The organism is Caulobacter sp. GW821-FHT10A10 (genome assembly GCF_059415745.1).
In genome coordinates this window covers 86098-102238 of record NZ_JBWKNV010000007.1, presented here as the reverse complement: position 1 = coordinate 102238, position 16141 = coordinate 86098, and the positions used below count along the sequence as shown (strand labels likewise).

Here is a 16141-nt window from a genome sequence, read left to right as displayed (position 1 = left end):
GTTCTAGGCCCCCAGCAGGCTCTGGCCGCAGACGCGCACCACCTGGCCGTTGACGCCGCCGCTGGCGGGATGCGCCAGCCAGGCGATGGTCTCGGCCACGTCGACCGGACTGCCGCCCTGCCCCATGCTGTTCATCCGCCGGCCGGCCTCGCGGATCGCGAACGGGATGGCGGCTGTCATGCGGGTCTCGATGAAGCCGGGCGCGACCGCGTTGACGGTGATCCCGTGGTCCAGCCCGTCGCGCGCCATGCGGCCCACCGCGCCGATCCAGCCGGCCTTGGAGAGCGCGTAGTTGGTCTGGCCCATGTTGCCAGCCACGCCGCTCAGCGACGAGACCGCCACGACCCGGCCGTTGCGGCGCACCGCGCCCGCCTCCAGCAGCACGCGGGTCAGGGTCAGGGGCGCGCCGAGATTGACGGCCATGACGCTGTTCCACTCGCGTTCGTCCATCCGGCCCAGGGTGCGGTCGCGGGTGATGCCGGCGTTGTGCACCACCACGTCGAAGCCGCCGCGCGCTCGCGCCGTCTTCAGCAGCACCCCGGCCGCCTCCGGCGCAGTGATGTCCAGCGGCAGCGGATCGACGCCCAGCTCGGCGGCCAGGCTTCGCAGGTCGTCCTGAGCGCCGGGCACGTCCAGCGCGGTGACCTTGGCGCCCTCGGCGACGAACAGCCGGACGATCGCCTCGCCGATCCCTCGGGCGGCCCCCGTGACCAGCACCTGGCGGCCAGCGTGACCGACGGCGGGATCGGCCGCCACGGCCGCCGCCCCCACCCGGATCACCTGGCCCGACACATAGGCCGAGCGCGGCGACAGCAGGAACGCCAGGGTGCTCTGCGCCTGATCCTCGCGGCCGGGCGTCACGTAGAGCAGTTGCACGGCGATGCTGCGCCGCGCCTCCTTGGCCAGCGACCGCACAAAGCCCTCCAGCCCGCGCTGGATCGCCTCGCCCTCGGCGGTCTTGGCGGTCTCGGGCGGAATCCCGACCACGACGATGCGGCCATGTTCGGCCACCGAGCGGATCGCCTGGTGGAAGAAGCGGTACAGCCCCTGCGTCGCGGCGACGTCCAGGCAGGCCGAGGCGTCGAACACCAAGCCGCCATAGCGCACGTCCGGCGTCCAGGCGTGGTGAATCTCGACGCCCGAGGCGACCGCCAGTCGCGCCAGCACCGGCCCCATGCGTCCGTCCGCCGTCGGCGGGCCTAGCAGCAGCGGCAAGGTCGGCGGGGCCTCCCCCTCGCCTCGCCGCAGCAGCGGGGCCGGCTTGGGCAGGCCCAGAGCCTCGACCACCCAGCCGCCCAGGCCGCTGCTGGCGAATTCCAGATAGCGGTCGGGCATCAGGCCACCCCTTCCTTCTTGGCGCGGGCCGCGCCCTTGATCCCGTTGCGGCGGGCCAGGCCCTCGCCCAGGCCGAAGTCCTGCGGGAAGTCATCGACCTGGATCGCCTGATCGGCCAGGTGGGCGAAGCGGCCGATCAGGTCGCGCTCGGCGGCGTCGATCAGGCCCTTGGCCTCCGCCTCGGCCGCCCAGGCGTCCATCAGGGTCAGGTTCTGCGGCGCGCGGGCGATCGTGCCGGCCGTGATGGCGGGCTTCAAGCGACGCTCGATGGCCTCGACCTGCGGATGGAGATCGAAGGCCACCGCCGTGGCGGCGATCGGGTCGACCTCGATGCGCGGCGTCCACGACCCGGCCAGCAGGCGGTCGCGCGCCGGTCCGTGACGCTGGATCAGCCCAGCGACCTCTGCGGCGACGCGATCGTTCGGACCACGCGTAAGGCCCGGCAGACCCGCCCCGACCAGGCCCAGCAGGCCGGCGACGACGCGGCTCGGGTGATTGGCTGTCAGCCCCTTCCAGGCGGTCGCCGCCCGCGCCAGGGCGTCCTGCGCCGCCCAGTGGACGAACGGCAGGTCTTCGGCCGGCCGGCCCTCGTCCTCGAAGCGCTTGAGCACGCTCGACAAGATGAAGAGTTGCGACAGCAGGTCCCCCAGACGTCCGGTGAGCGCGCCCTTGCGCTTGAGGGCGCCGCCCACCGTGGCCATCGACAGGTCCGAGGCCAGGGCCAGCAGGGTCGAGAACCGGGTCGCGGCGCGGTAGTAGCGGCCCAGCTGCGGCGCCGCGCCGGCCGGAGCCGGGATCAGCGCGCCGCCGGTCAGGGCGAAGGCGGCCGAGCGCGCCAGGTTCCTGAACAGGAAGCCGACATAGCCGAACAGCGCCGCGTCGAAGGCCTTCAGGTCTCGCTCTTGCGTGGTCCGCATCAGGGTCAGGACGTAAGGATGGCAGCGGATCGCGCCCTGGCCGTAGATGATCAGGGTGCGGGTCATGATGTTGGCCCCCTCGACCGTGATGGCGATGGGGATCTGCTGGTAGGCGCGGGCCAGGAAGTTGCCGGGGCCCATGCACACGCCCTTGCCGCCGACCACGTCCATCGCTTCGTTGACGACGATGCGGGCGCGCTCGGTGACGTGGTACTTGGCGATGGCCGAGACCACCGACGGCTTCTCGCCCTGGTCCAAGGCCGCGGCCGCAAGCTGTCGCACGCTGTCGGCGGCGTAGAGGTGGCCGGCCATCCGGGCCAGCGGCTCCTGCACCCCCTCGAAGGCGCCGATCGGCATGTTGAACTGCCGGCGGATCGCCACATAGGCGCCGACCATGCCGGCGGCCAGCTTCGACATGCCCACGTTGGACGACGGCAGCGAGATCGCCCGCCCGGCCGCCAGGCACTCCATCAACATCCGCCAGCCATGGCCGACCTGGGCCTGGCCGCCGATCACCATCTCCATCGGCACGAACACGTCGTCGCCGGTGATCGGGCCGTTCTGGAACACCGCGTTCAGCGGCCAGTGCCGGCGGCCGATATTGACCCCCGGATGTTCGCGCGGGATCAGCACGCAGGTGATGCCGGGCTCAGGCCCCTGCCCCAGCAGCCCGTCCGGATCGACGGCGCGGAAGGCCAGGCCGATCACCGTCGCGATGGGGGCCAGGGTGATGTAGCGCTTGCGCCAGCTGATGCGGAAACCCAGGGTCTCGCGGCCTTGCCAGGTCCCGCGGCAGATCACGCCGGTGTCGGTGATCGAGGCCGCGTCCGAGCCGGCATAGGGATTGGTGAGCGCAAAGCACGGGATCTCGTCGCCGCTCGCCAGCCTGGGCAGATAGTGGTCCTTCTGAGCCTGTGTGCCGTAGTGCAGCAGCAGCTCGGCCGGACCCAGCGAGTTGGGCACCATCACCGAGACCGCCGCCGCCGAGCAGCGCGTCGACAGCTTCTGCACCACCTGGCTGTGGGCGTAGGCCGAGAAGCCGAGGCCCCCGTACTGCTTGGGGATGATCATCCCCAGGAAGCCCTTGTCGCGGGCGAAGGCCCAGGCGGCCGGCGGCAGGTCCTGCCAGACGGCGGTGCTCTCCCAGTCGTTCGACAGGTCGCACAGGTGCTCGGTCTCGATGTCGACGAAGCGCTGCTCCTCGGGGCTCAGCTTTGGCGCCGGGGTGGCCAGCAGCTTCTTCCAGTCGGGCCGGCCGGCGAACAGCTCGGCGTCCCACCAGACGTTGCCGGCCTCGACGGCCGCCTGCTCGGTGGGGCTCATCCTCGGCATGATCGCGCCGAAGGCCTTCATGGCGGGCGCCGACAGCACAGCGGCGCGCAGCGGCCGCAGGGCCAGCAGGACGGTGAAGACCGCGACAACGGCCGCCGCTGCGAGGGCCGGAGTCGCGCCGATCAAGCCCAGGGCCCATCCCGCCGCGATCCAGCCGGCCAGGGCCGCGCCCCAGGCCAGGGCTCTGGCCTGCACGAAGGCCAGCAGGAAAACCACAGGCGCAAGCGCGCCGATCCAGATCAGCATGGTCGCAATCCCCCGTCCGACGTCCCTTTCGACGCCGGCTTCCTCGAAGTCATCGGATGAAAAGCGGCGGCCGCAGCCGCCCGTTACTGGGCACTCTTTGAGCCCGCGCGCCCGATACTCAGCGCGCGCGTTTCCAGGTCTGGGTCCGGCAAAGCAGCGGCGCGATGCAGCCCTTCACCGCCAGGGTGTCGTCGTCGATCAGGGTCAGGGTTCCGGTCGTCGCCCGGTCCCCGGTGTCGGGGTCGTAGAGCGGTCCGCCCTTCCAGGCCTTGGGGCCGCCGGTGAAGTTCTCCAGCACCAGCAGGTTCATCACCCGCCGGGTGCGCAGGGCCGGCTTCTTGTTGTGGATGTCGCGCTGGTCGGGATTGCTCCGCAGGGGCGCCGCGTCCAGCACCCGCCCGCACAACACCGCGCCGCAGCGCTCGATGCCGACCACCCCTTCGCGGGCCGAGGTGCGCCAGCGGCCGACCAGAGCGTCGTCCTGGGCCAGGGCCGGCGAGGCCGCGGCCGTCAGCAAAGCCAGCCCGACGAGAAGCCCCGTCGCCGCGCGCCTCATCCCGCGCCTCCCAGATAGGCGTTGCGCACGGTCGGCGGCACCTGCTCGTAGACGCTCGGGCGCGGGATCCGCAGCCGCTGGCGCGCCGCTTCCAGCGGCTCGGCCATCAGGGCCTCGTAGTCCTGCCCCGGCAGCCAGGCCGCGCGGCGACCGTTGCGCCAGGCCTGCAGCACGGCCCGCCCGCAGGGATAGCCGGTGCGCGCCCGCATGAACTGCACCGCCCCGCCGGCGGCGATCAGGCCGAAACCCGCGCTTTTCGTCTGCGGCAGCGAGAAGGCCACCACGCAGGCCTCGCCCAGAGCATCCGTCTGGTAGCCGGTCAGCACGTGCCAGATGTCGTGCACGTCGCGGATGCGGCGGGCGTACCAGGCGCGGGGATGAGCCGCCTCGATCTCGCTGTCGGCGACCTTGCGGCTCTCGTCGGCCAGGCCGTAGGCCGAGAGGTTGCGCACGTCGATGAAGGCCAGATAGGCCGCGCCCACCGTCCCGGGCGCGAAGCCCGCCAGCCAGTCGCGATCCTGCAGCCGGTCCGACAGCTCGACCTGGGCGTAGGCCTGCTGGCCGCCCTCCGGCGTCTCCAGAAGGCGTTGATAGCCCCAGTCGATCGAACGGCCCGCCAGGGCGTTCATGATCTCGAACACCTGCCGGGTGTCTTCCTTGTCGGCCACCAGCCGGCCGAAGGCGCGAGCCGCCCGCACGGGCTGCACGCGACGGGGCGCGGTCTGGGATGGAAGCCGCTCGTGCCCGGCGACGGGCTGCAACACGGGTGATGACGGCGAAGCTTGCACTTGCGGTTCCCCTTGTCCGGGCTTAAGAATTTCGTCTTATCTACATGAATGTCATTTACATCGATGTCAATTGAAAAGACCGCCACGCGTCGTCGTCGACGCCTGCCCGAGGAGGCGCGCCGCGAAGCGCTGGCCTCGGCGCGCGCCCTGCTGCTGTCGGGCGGACCCGACGCGGTGACGCTGTCGGCGGTCGCCGGCGAAATCGGGGTGACCCACGCCAACCTGATCCACCACTTCGGATCGGCGGCCGGATTGCAGTCGGCTTTGATGGCCTCGATGGTCGCCGACCTGACCCAGGCCCTCGACGAGGCGGTCGCCCGCCTGCGCACCGACGAAGGCGCGCCGCTGGAGCTAGTCAATGCGGTGTTCGACGCCTTTTCCACCGGCGGCGCCGGCCGTCTGGCCGCCTGGATAGCGCTGTCCGGAGACCTCTCGCACCTGGAGCCCGTGCGGGCCGCCGTGCAGAACCTAGTCGACGCGATCAGCGACAAGATGGGCGTGCAGGACGCCCAGGCCCGTCAGGGCATGGGGGCGGCGGTGCTGTTCATCGCGCTCAGCGCTTTCGGCGAGGCCCTGATCGGCCCGCCCCTGCGCGACATGCTCGACCAGCCCGACGACGCGGCCCGCCGCGTCGTGGCCAGCCTGCTGCCGCGCTTCCTGATCACCAAGCCCGCGACGGGAAGCTGACGACGGGAAGCTGACGTCGCTTCGGCGAGGGTCTCGTCGCGCCCTCGCCTTGCGCTAGACGGTCAGGGGGGCTTAGCCGCCCGGGTGCAGGCCCGGCGCTTCCTGGCCGGTGCGGGTGACGTATTCCGTATAGCCGCCGCCGTACTGGTGAACGCCCTCGGGCGTCAGTTCCAGCACGCGGTTGCTCAGGGCCGCCAGGAAGTGGCGGTCGTGCGAGACGAACAGCATGGTGCCCTCGAAGTCGGCGAGCGCCGCGACCAGCATTTCCTTGGTGGCCATGTCGAGGTGGTTGGTCGGCTCGTCGAGCACCAGCAGGTTCGGCGGATCGAACAGCATCTTGGCCATGACCAGACGCGCCTTCTCGCCGCCCGACAGCACGCGGCAGGGCTTTTCGACGTCGTCGCCGGAGAAGCCGAAGCACCCCGCCAGGGTGCGCAGAGCGCCCTGCCCGGCCTGCGGGAACGAACGCTCCAGGGACTCGAAGATCGTCTCTTCGCCGTCCAGCAGGTCCATGGAGTGCTGGGCGAAATAGCCCATCTTGACGCTGGCGCCGATGTTGACCGCGCCCTGGTCGGGCTTGGCGTCGCCGGCCACCAGCTTCAGCAGGGTCGACTTGCCGGCCCCGTTGGCGCCCAGCACGCACCAGCGCTCCTTGCGGCGCACCAGGAAATCCAGGTCGGCGTAGATCGGCTTGTCGCCATAGCCCTTGTGGACGTTGCGCAGGCTGATCACGTCCTCGCCCGAGCGCGGCGGGCTCTGGAACTCGAACTGCACCGCCTGGCGGCGGCGCGGGGCCTCGACGCGTTCGATCTTGTCGAGCTTCTTGACCCGGCTCTGCACCTGGGCGGCGTGCGAGGCGCGCGCCTTGAACTTCTCGATGAACTTGATTTCCTTGGCCAGCATGGCCTGCTGGCGCTCGTACTGCGCCTGACGCTGCGCCTCGCCCAGCGCGCGCTGCTGGTCGTAGAAGTCCAGATCGCCCGAATAGGTGATCAGCTGGCCCCCGTCGATCTCGACCACCTTGCCGATGATGCGGTTCATGAAGGCGCGGTCGTGCGAGGTCATCAGCAGCGCGCCATCGTAGTTCTTCAAGAACGCTTCGAGCCAGATCAGGCTTTCCAGGTCCAGGTGGTTGGAGGGTTCGTCCAGCAGCATGCCGTCGGGCCGCATCAGCAGGATGCGGGCCAGCGCCACGCGCATCTTCCAGCCGCCGGACAGCATGCCGACGTCGCCGTCCATGCGCTCCTGGCTGAAGCTCAGGCCCGCCAGCACCTCGCGCGCCCGCGACTCCAGCGCATAGCCGTCCAGCTCCTGGAAGCGCTCCAGCACCTCGCCGTAGCGCTCCATGACGGCGTCCAGCTGGTCGGCCTGGTCCGGATCGACCATGGCCGCCTCGAGCGTGGCCATTTCGGCGGCCAGCGCGCTGACGGGGCCGACGCCGTCCATCACCGCGGCGACCGCGCTCTGGCCCGACATCTCGCCGACGTCCTGGCTGAAATAGCCGATCTTCATGCCCGGATCGATCGCGACCAGCCCGTCGTCGGGCTGCTCCTGGCCGGTGATCATGCGGAACAGCGTCGTCTTGCCGGCGCCGTTGGGGCCGACGAGGCCGACCTTTTCACCCTTCTGGATCCCCATCGAGGCTTCGATGAACAGGATCTGGTGGCCGTTCTGCTTGGAGATGTTGTCGAGGCGGATCATGGGGCGGTCTGCTAGCTCGGGTCGCGCGAGAACGCCAGCCCCAGAGCCATATCAATTCCAGGCGCGATGATCCGTCGCTGGCCGCTGGGCGACGGCGAGGCGGCGACGCGGATCGGCTCCGCGCCGCCCCTGGGCGCTCTAGAACTTCCAGCTCAGCGCCGCGCCCCAGGTGCGGGCCTTGCCGGGGAAGCGGACCACGGTGTTGGCGTTGCTGCTGACGGCGGTCCAGTAGTACTCGTCGGTCAGGTTGCGGCCCCACAGCGAGACCTCCCAGCCGGCTTCCGGTGAAGAGAGGCCCAGGCTGGCGTTCAGCAGGCCATAGCTGTCGATGGCGAACAGCGGATTGCCCTCCAGGTCTGCGCTCGACTTGTCCTGCCAGCGCCCATTCAGCGCCGCCTGCAGCTTCAGGCCATTGCTGAGGTCGTGGTCGAACAGGGCCGTCAGGCCGCCCTGGAACTTCGGGCTGTATAGAAAGGGCCGCCCATCGAAGTTCTGGGCCTGACCGGCGGCGTTGATGCCGGTGTAGCCCTTCACTTCGGTGTGCAGCCAGGTCGCCGAGGCGAGGAAAGTCAAAGACCGCGTGGCGCGCCAGGTGATGTCGCCGTCCAGGCCCCTGGCCTCGCCTTCCGGCACGTTGGCCAGGCGCGACAGGGCCGTATAGATCGGGTCGGCGAAATACACGCTGAGCTGCTTGTCGGTGTAGTCGTAGTAGAAGACGCCCAGATTGGCCTGCACCCGGCGGTCGAACAGGGCGGCCTTCACGCCCAGTTCGTAGGCGGTCAGCAGTTCCTGCCGCGCCGGGGCGTTCTGGGTCGAGATGTTGGCGGCGTTGATCGGGGTCGCCCCGGCCTTGGCCCCGCGCGAGATCGAGCCGAACACCAGCACGTCATCCGAGGCCTGCCAGTCCAGCGCCACGCGCCAGGCGAAGTTGTCCTCGTCCAGGGTCGACTTCACGAAGCCGAAGCTGGCCGTCGCCGGATCGAAGGTGTTGCACGACCCCTGCGTGATCGGCGCCACCAGGCCGTAGACCCCGAAGAACAGCGCCCGGTTCACGACATTGACGTTGGGCAGCATGTTGCCGTTGAAGTCGCGCGAGCAGCCCACATAGTCCTGTTTGTCCTGGCTGTAGCGCAGGCCGACGGTAAGCTTCAGCCTGTCGGTCAGCTGCCGGTCGGCGTTGGCGAAGAGGCTGGCGGTGTCGGTCTCGATATTGCCGACGTCCTCGTAGGTGCGGAACGCCTGGCTCATCTGCAAGGCGGTGTAGCCGCCGCTGTTGAACGGCGTCGCCAGAAGGGTCGCGCCATAGAAGCGGATCAGGCCGACATTGGCGTTCTGGCCCAGGATCGTGCGGTTCATGTCGAGGATCTCGTCATGCGCCACATAGACGCCGACCAGCCACGAGCCCTTCTCCGTGCGCCCCTCCAGCCGCAGTTCCTCGGCCGTGGACTCGATGTCGCCATGCGCCTTCTGCACCAGGATCTCGTAAGGCGCGCCGCTCCAGTCGAAGACGGCGTCGCGCTTGAGCTTGTTGTAGCTGGTCAGCGAGATCAGGCTGACGTCGTCCGACAGGTGCCAGGAAAAGCGCAGCTTGGCCGCGTCGAAGCGGTCGTCTTCCTCGGCGGGATCGCTGATCCCCAGGCCCGTGCCCACGTCGGTTCCGCGCACCGACAACGGCGCCCAGTCGGCCTGGGTCGACTTGGTCGGCTTGTTGTTGGCGACATAGGTGACCAGGCCCGCCGCGTTGAACGGGCTGGCGGCCGTGGCCGGGGTGAAGCCGATGGCCTGGGCGGCCACCGTGTCCGACCGATTGCGCCAGCCGGCATAGGAGAAATCGAGGTCCACCTTCTCGCTGGGCTGGGCGGCCAGCGACAGCCGCCAGCCCTGGCGATGCACCTCGCCCAGGCGCTCGTCGCGCGAATTGCTCTTCTGCCAGCCCTCGCCGCTGTGCTCGGCGCGGAAGGCGACGCGAGCCTGCACCTTGTCGCCTAAGGGGCCGCTGAAATAGCCCTCGAAATTGCGGGTCTTGTAGTTGCCGGCCTCGGCCGTCAGCCCGGCCTCGAACTGGTCGGTCGGCTTGTTGGTCACGAAGTCGACCAGGCCCGCCGTGGTGTTGCGGCCATAGAGCGTGCCTTGCGGGCCTTTCAGCACCTCCACCCGCTCCAGGTCGAACATCGGGCCGGTGTTCATGAACGGATAGGCGTAGGCGACCTCGTCGACATAGGTGCCGACGGTCGAGGTGGCCGACAGGTTGATGGTGTTGAAGCCGATGCCGCGCAGCGTATAGGTCGGCACGCCCTGGTAGCTCTGGCTCACCGTGAAGCTGGGCGCGACGGTCGACAGGTCCTTGGGGTCGGTCACCCGCAGCTGCTTCAGGGCGTCGCCGCTGAAGGCCTGGATCGGCATGCCGATGTCGTTGGCCGCCTCCTCGCGGCGCTGGGCCGTCACGACGACCGCCTCGATGGCGTAGCTGCTCTTGTCGTCCTGGGCGGGCTTGGCCGCCGGGGCTTGCGCCCAGACCGGCGCCGCCATCGTCAGAGCCACCGCGGACACCCCTAGCGTCAGCGCGACACGAAGTCCTCGCATGCGAAACCTCCCTCCGGCCGCGCCTTCATTGGACGCTGGCTCTATCGGAGCGTGCGGTGGCGGGGAGGCTCTAACAAGCTATCGGAACTGATAGGGTCATAGCCCCAGCACCAGCCGGGCGATGATGTCGCGCTGGATCTCGTTGGAGCCGCCATAGATCGAGGCGGCGCGGTTGTTCAGATAGCGGGCCGTGGTCGTAAGCCCCGTCTCGGGTCCCACGAAGGCCTCGTTCGAGCCCGCCTCGCGCGCCTTCGGCTGGTGCACGGCCGCGTAGCCGCCCAGGGCGTCCAGCGCCAGTTCGTCCTGCCGCTGCAAGGCCTCCGAACCCTGCGCCTTGAGGATCGACGAGGCCGGTCCGGGATTGGTTCCGCCGGCGATGGCGCTCAGCACCCGCCGCTCGGTGACGTCGATGGCCAGCGCCGCGATCTGCGCCTCGGCCAGCCGCCGTCGCTGATCGCGGTCCTCCGGCTCGACCTGTCCGGCCAGCCGCTCCAGCCCCGCTTCCAGCCCGGCCGCGTAGCCCCCGCCGCGCTCGAACTCCAGCAGGTGCTTGGCCACCGTCCAGCCCTGGTTCTCCTCGCCCAGCCGGTCGGCCCTGGGCGTGCGGACATCGTCGAAGAACACCTGGTTGACCTCGTGCTCGCCGGCCATGGTGACGATCGGATCGACGCGGATCCCCGGCCGGTCCATCTCGACCAGCAGGAAGGTGATGCCCGCCTGAGGCTTGCCCTCGGTGCTGGTGCGCACGAGGCAGAACATGTGCGTGGCCCAGTGGGCGTGGGTGGTCCAGATCTTCGAGCCGTTCAGCACATAGTCGTCGCCGTCGGCCACGGCCTTCATCTGCAGCGAGGCGAGATCCGACCCCGCCCCCGGCTCCGAATAGCCCTGGCACCAGTAGTCCTCGCCCGACAGGATGCGCGGCAGGTAGCGGGCCTTCTGCTCGGGGCTGCCGAACCGCATGATCGCCGGCGCCACCATCCGCAGCCCCATCGGCGCCAGGCCCGGCGCCCCGGCCCGCGCGCATTCGGCGAAGAAGACGTGGCGCTGGATCTCGCTCCAGCCCGGCCCGCCGTACTCGACCGGCCAGGTCGGCGCGGCCCAGCCCTGGGCGTGGAGGATCCGTTGCCAGGCCAGGCTGTGGGCCTTGTCGCAGAACACGCTGGTCATCCGCCGCCCGGCCTCGCGCAGCTGCGGCGTCAGGTTGGCGTCGATGAAGGCGCGCACCGCGTCGCGGAAGGCCAGGTCCTCGGCCGACAGTTCCAGATCCACGCGCTCACTCCCATCCCACGCCCTCGGGGAAACTTGCGAAAGCCTGGCCCGGGTGCGCAAGCTATCGGAACCGATAGGGAAAGAACGCCCGCATGACGGCGACCACGGCCCAGTCCTTGGGGGGAAGCGACGAACGCCTGGCGCGGGTCCTGGACCTGGCGGTGCGCGTCCGCGATCTCGGGGCCGAGATCGGCCTGCCCTACATCGCCGCCAGCGCCGACATCTCAAGCCCCGAGCCGATGCTCGGCCCGGACGGCCTGCCGCTGGCCGAGACCACCTTCGAGTGGCTGGACGCGGGCCTGCGCTACTGGCGCGACCGCTCCTTCGCTCTGCGGGCCCCGTTCATCCTGGCCGCCCGCTACGCCGCCGACCCGTTCTTCTATCATGAAGGCCGCTTCTCCAGCTGGCGCCCCCTGCCCCGGCTCGAAGCCATCGCCGTGCGCGAGGCGGCGGAAGATTTCGGCGTCGCCGCCGCCATCATCGCGCCCGCCTACCTGACCGGCGGGGTGATCGGGGCCGTGGTCTGGGCCTCGGACAAGGCCGTTCCCGACCTGCCGGCCCTCTACGAGGCCCGCGCCGACCAGCTGCACGGGGCGGCCCTGCGCCTGGTGTCGGCCTATCGCGACGGCGTCGGCGACGACGCGCCCCTGGCCCGGCTGACCAAGCGCGAGATCCAGTGCCTGAAGTGGGCCGCGGCCGGCAAGACCGACGCCGACATCGGCCAGATCATCGGCATCTCCGGACCCACGGTGCGCTTTCACGTCCAGAACGCGGCCCTGAAGCTGCGTGTGGCCGGCCGCGCCCAGGCCATCCACCGGGCCACGGGCCTGGGCTATCTGGGCTCGGCCGCATAACGCCGTCTTCCCGAAGCGCCCCTTCCGACACGCTTTGTCACGAACGCGATGCAAAGCCGAAAGGCGCTCTCTGCACTCTGACACATGTTCAGAGGCGCTGGTCGAACGAGGGATCGATCGGCGCCGTTCGGGAGAAGACCATGAACAAGACCCGTCATCGCCTGCTGGCGCTCACCGTGATCAGCGGCTTCGCGATCGCCGGCGCCGCAGCCGCGGAAACGGTGAAACTGCCGGCCAAGCAGACGGCGCTCGGCGTCGAGCACTTCCACGCCAAGGCCCAGGTGCTGGATGATCCGCTCGACATCGAGACCGTCGTCAGCACCGAGCGCGGCTTCCAGACCGGCAAGGGCGTGTTCCGCTCGCCCTCCAACGACAACCACCTGCGCGCCGTCGTCGACAAGCGCACGGGCTCCACCCGCTTCGAGGTGCGCCAGACCCTGACCTACCAGGGCTCGATGCGCGGCTATGGCGAAGGCGCCGTGGCCTACCAGACCAGCGCCTTCCCGGTGCAGGCCCAGGTGACCAAGATCCGCGACAACGCCGGCCAGTGCTTCCTGTTCGAGGCGCCCGAGCTGTGCCGCGAGGAGATCTCGTTCACCGTCAGCGAGGCCGAGCTGCGCAAGCTCTCCGCCCAACCCGCGGCCTGGGGCTTCAAGTTCAAGTCCGACAAGGGCTACGAGCACCGCACGGCCATCACCCCGGCCGAGATCGCCGGCCTGCTGAAGGCCGTCGACGGCTACCGCGCCACCCTGCCCGCCCTTCAGGCGAAGGCCGACCCCGCCGCTGGCGGCTGAGTTCTGTATCCGGAGTTTCCAAGTCCTATGAAAGTCGTTGCGTTCCTCGGCCTGGCCGCGTGCCTGGCCGCCTCTCCCGCCGTCGCCGGCCCCGCCGGCCATGGCCTCACCCACACCGAAGCCGTCGCCAAGCAAAACCTCGCCAAGCGCACGGTGAAGATCCAGACCGCCGGAACCTGCGCCTCCTCGGCCGCTGGCCTCGTCGCCAGCCGTCAGGGCGTGGCCGCGGCCAAGGCCAAGCAAGGCCTGGTCCACGTGGTGTTCAACAGCGCCGCCGACGCCGCCGCCCACGAAGGCGCGGTGCGGGCCGCTGTCTCCGAAGCCTGCCGCGCGGCGTAAGCCAGCGGTCCAAAGACGGCCGCCCCGGCGGCCTGCCCTCGCGCGAGTTCCTCTTCCCCCGAAGTGCGCGCGAGGGCGCCTTACTTTTCAGCGAGCGACGAAATCCGGCCGATCTCCGGTGGAAACTGGCGAGGAATTGCCGTTTCCAACCTTGTTCACGGCGCCGTCGTTCCTAGATAGCCCGGACGCATGGAATCCTCAGGCCACGGAATGATCGCCCTGCAGCGCGAGATCGCTGCCGCCCCCGTCGCTCCGGTCGTCTTGATCGTCGAGGACGATCCGGCCCTGCGCACCCTCTTGATGCGCCTGCTGCGCGAGGAAGGCTTCCAGCCGCTCAGCGCCGCCCACGGGGCCGAGATGGCCCGGGTTCTCGAGACCAACAGCGTCGACATCATCCTGCTCGACGTCATGCTGCCCGGCAGCAACGGCTTTGACCTGTGCCGCAGCGTGCGCCGCGAGAGCGACGTGCCGATCGTCATGCTCAGCGCCCGCGACGACGAGACCGACCGCCTGATCGGCCTGGAGCTGGGCGCCGACGACTATATCGGCAAGCCCTTCAGCCAGAAGGAGCTGATCGCCCGCATCCGGGCCATCCTGCGCCGCGCCCAGGGCGCCACCCAGTCCAGCCAGCCGCGTGGCCACCAGCAGATGGTCTTCGCCGGCTGGCAGCTGGATCCCGGCCGCCGCGAGCTCTTGTCGCCCGACGGCGCCTTCGTTGATTTGTCGGGGGCGGAGTTCGACCTGCTGCTGGCCTTCCTGTCGTCGCCCCAGCGGGTGATCGGCCGTGAGCGCCTGCTGGAGATGTCGCGCGCCCGCATTTCCGACGCCTCTGACCGCAGCATCGACGTGCTGGTCAGCCGTCTTCGTCGGAAACTGGCCGTCAGCGGCCAGGCCGAGGCCCTGCTGCGCACCGTGCGCGGCGTCGGCTACATCTTCACCGCGGCGGTGGAGCGCCGATGAAGCCTTTGCGGCTGTGGCCGCAGCGTCTGGTCGGCCAGGTCACCCTGGTCCTGATGCTGGCCGTGGCCCTGGAATTCGTCGGCAGCTCGATCCTGTTCGAGAACAGCCGCCTCTATCCCAATCGCGACAACCAGGTGCGGCGCGCCGCCGAGCAGCTGGTCACCGCCGAAGCCATCCTCGAGACCCGTCCCGAGCATGAGCGCGCCGCCCGCGCCGCTGGCCTGTCGGCGCGCCCCAACGAGATCGGCTGGACCGCCCTGCCGACCCTGGTCGATCGCGAACGCGCCGCCGAGCGCAAACTGAAGGACCAGTTCCGCGACGCCGAGCCCAGCCTCGTGCGGCGCGAGCTGCGGATGAACACCGAGACCGACCACGCCCTGCCCCGCGACACCCACCTTAAGGTGGCGCTGAAGATGCGCGACGGCTCGTGGGTCTGGATGAAGACCAAGATCCGCGCCGCGCCCTGGGCCGTAGTGCTCAGCAGCTTCGGCTCTGCCTTCATTCTCGGCCTGGGCGTCATCGCCGCCGCCGCCCTGGTGCTGCGCAACCTCAGCCGGCCCCTGCGCGCCCTGGCCGAGGCCGCCGACAAGGTCGGCCAGGGCGAGCGCATGCGCGTGGCCGAGACCGGGGCCGGCGACCTGAAACTGGTGGCCAAGGCCTTCAACGCCATGCAGGACCGCATCGCCGGCCTGCTGCAGACCCGCACCGAGGCCCTGGCCGCCGTGGGGCACGACCTGCGCACGCCGCTGGCCCGCCTCAGCCTGCGCGCCGGCTTCGTCCAGGACGTCGCCGCCCGCGAGGCCCTGGAGGCCGACGTCAACGAGATGACGGCCATGCTCGACTCGCTGCTGGCCTATCTGGGCGGCCAGGAGGACCCCGAACCGCCGCGCCGCACCGACATCGCCGCCATCGCCATGACCCTGGTCGACGACGCCACCGACGCCGAGCGCGAGGCGAGATACGACGGCCCCGAGCACCTGCCGGTCCACGCCCGCCCGCTGTCGCTGAAGCGCGCCGTCAGCAACCTGGTCGAGAACGCCCTGCACTACGGCGGCGAGGCCCGGCTGAGTCTCGTCCGCGACGGTCGGCTGGTGATCCTGGCGGTCGAGGACAGCGGTCCCGGCATCCCCGAGGAAGAGCTCGCTCACGTCCTCGAACCCTTCCACCGCCTCGACAGCGCCCGCGCCCGCAACACGGCCGGTCTGGGCCTCGGGCTCACCATCGTCCAGCAGATCCTGAGGCGCGAAGGCGGCGAACTGGTGCTCAGGAACCGCCCCGAGGGCGGGTTGCGAGCCGAGGTCAGGCTGCCGGCCCTGTGATCCCTCTCCCCTTGCGGGAGAGTGTGGCCCTGCGGAGCAGGGTCGGGTGAGGGGTCTCTCAGACCTCAAAGCCGCGCGCAGCGGTCAGGCCGGGCGGAGCGTCTCCCATCTGAGAGACCCCTCATCCGTCGGCCTTCGGCCGCCACCTTCTCCCGCAAGGGGAGAAAGATCGGGCGATACGCACTTCACTCGCACGGCGTAATCGGAAAAGAGTTCAACAAATTCAACACCATATAACTTTATAATCCCAACTTACCCCCACCTGCCCAAACCACCCCCATAATCATCCCCATCCCAGCCACGGGGAGGGCTCTTGGTACCGGCCCGAGTTAGCGGCTGTGGATCGCATCGAGCGGGGCCGCTTGGGGCGTCATGGGAAGGGCGGGTTTGCAGGATCGCTCAGAAGGCGTGATTGGGCCGCCAAGCCGTTCCGTGACGAGACAAGCGGGTCGACAGGGTCG

At 69.9% G+C, this 16141-nt stretch carries 13 protein-coding genes; 6 read left to right on the top strand and 7 right to left on the bottom strand.

Translation table 11 applies throughout. The annotated features are described in order from the left end of the window. Positions 1-3 precede the first annotated feature (3 nt). From AC07NS_RS19525 to AC07NS_RS19510, 4 genes are all read right to left on the bottom strand, one after another. Complete coding sequence (locus AC07NS_RS19525) at positions 4-1335, bottom strand: 3-oxoacyl-ACP reductase (RefSeq protein WP_494605922.1); 1332 nt, start codon at positions 1333-1335, stop codon at positions 4-6. Then, positions 1335-3830, bottom strand: coding sequence for an acyl-CoA dehydrogenase (locus tag AC07NS_RS19520; protein WP_494605920.1), 2496 nt, complete (start codon positions 3828-3830; stop codon positions 1335-1337). The genes AC07NS_RS19525 and AC07NS_RS19520 overlap by 1 nt, the downstream gene beginning before the upstream one ends. A 118-nt stretch (positions 3831-3948) precedes the next feature. After that, positions 3949-4386 (bottom strand): DUF2147 domain-containing protein, encoded by a 438-nt coding sequence (locus AC07NS_RS19515; RefSeq protein WP_494605918.1) that lies wholly within the window; start codon positions 4384-4386, stop codon positions 3949-3951. After that, the gene (locus tag AC07NS_RS19510) at positions 4383-5150 is read right to left on the bottom strand and encodes a Coq4 family protein (protein WP_494605916.1); all 768 of its coding nucleotides are present in this window, start codon (positions 5148-5150) and stop codon (positions 4383-4385) included. The genes AC07NS_RS19515 and AC07NS_RS19510 overlap by 4 nt, the downstream gene beginning before the upstream one ends. A gap of 87 nt (positions 5151-5237) precedes the next feature. Between AC07NS_RS19510 and AC07NS_RS19505 the strand changes: the two genes are divergently transcribed. Beyond that, positions 5238-5861: a TetR family transcriptional regulator gene (locus AC07NS_RS19505; RefSeq protein WP_494605914.1), complete on the top strand. Its 624-nt coding sequence runs from the start codon at positions 5238-5240 to the stop codon at positions 5859-5861. Positions 5862-5933: 72 nt separating this feature from the next. Here the strand turns inward: AC07NS_RS19505 and AC07NS_RS19500 are convergent, their stop codons facing one another. The 3 genes from AC07NS_RS19500 to AC07NS_RS19490 all read right to left on the bottom strand — a co-directional run bounded on the left by AC07NS_RS19500 (position 5934) and on the right by AC07NS_RS19490 (position 11414). Further along, complete coding sequence (locus AC07NS_RS19500; RefSeq protein ID WP_494605912.1) at positions 5934-7562, bottom strand: ABC-F family ATP-binding cassette domain-containing protein; 1629 nt, start codon at positions 7560-7562, stop codon at positions 5934-5936. 138 nt (positions 7563-7700) lie between these two features. Next, entirely contained in the window at positions 7701-10103 is a 2403-nt protein-coding gene (locus AC07NS_RS19495) for a TonB-dependent receptor (RefSeq protein WP_494605910.1), read from the bottom strand. Positions 10104-10241: 138 nt separating this feature from the next. Beyond that, positions 10242-11414 (bottom strand): acyl-CoA dehydrogenase family protein, encoded by a 1173-nt coding sequence (locus AC07NS_RS19490; RefSeq protein ID WP_494605908.1) that lies wholly within the window; start codon positions 11412-11414, stop codon positions 10242-10244. A gap of 92 nt (positions 11415-11506) precedes the next feature. On the opposite strand from AC07NS_RS19490, the gene AC07NS_RS19485 reads away from it, so the two are divergent. From AC07NS_RS19485 to AC07NS_RS19465, 5 genes are all read left to right on the top strand, one after another. Next, positions 11507-12268, top strand: a complete 762-nt coding sequence (locus AC07NS_RS19485) for a helix-turn-helix transcriptional regulator (RefSeq protein ID WP_494605906.1) — start codon at positions 11507-11509, stop codon at positions 12266-12268. Positions 12269-12408: 140 nt separating this feature from the next. Then, positions 12409-13062 (top strand): hypothetical protein, encoded by a 654-nt coding sequence (locus tag AC07NS_RS19480; protein WP_494605905.1) that lies wholly within the window; start codon positions 12409-12411, stop codon positions 13060-13062. Between the two features lie 27 nt (positions 13063-13089). Then, positions 13090-13401: a hypothetical protein gene (locus tag AC07NS_RS19475; protein WP_494605903.1), complete on the top strand. Its 312-nt coding sequence runs from the start codon at positions 13090-13092 to the stop codon at positions 13399-13401. A gap of 210 nt (positions 13402-13611) precedes the next feature. After that, a complete protein-coding gene (locus tag AC07NS_RS19470; RefSeq protein WP_110121422.1) occupies positions 13612-14361 on the top strand; it encodes a response regulator in 750 nt (249 codons plus the stop codon). Then, a complete protein-coding gene (locus AC07NS_RS19465; protein WP_494605900.1) occupies positions 14358-15680 on the top strand; it encodes an ATP-binding protein in 1323 nt (440 codons plus the stop codon). Before AC07NS_RS19470 ends, AC07NS_RS19465 begins: the two co-directional genes overlap by 4 nt. Positions 15681-16141: the final 461 nt, after the last annotated feature.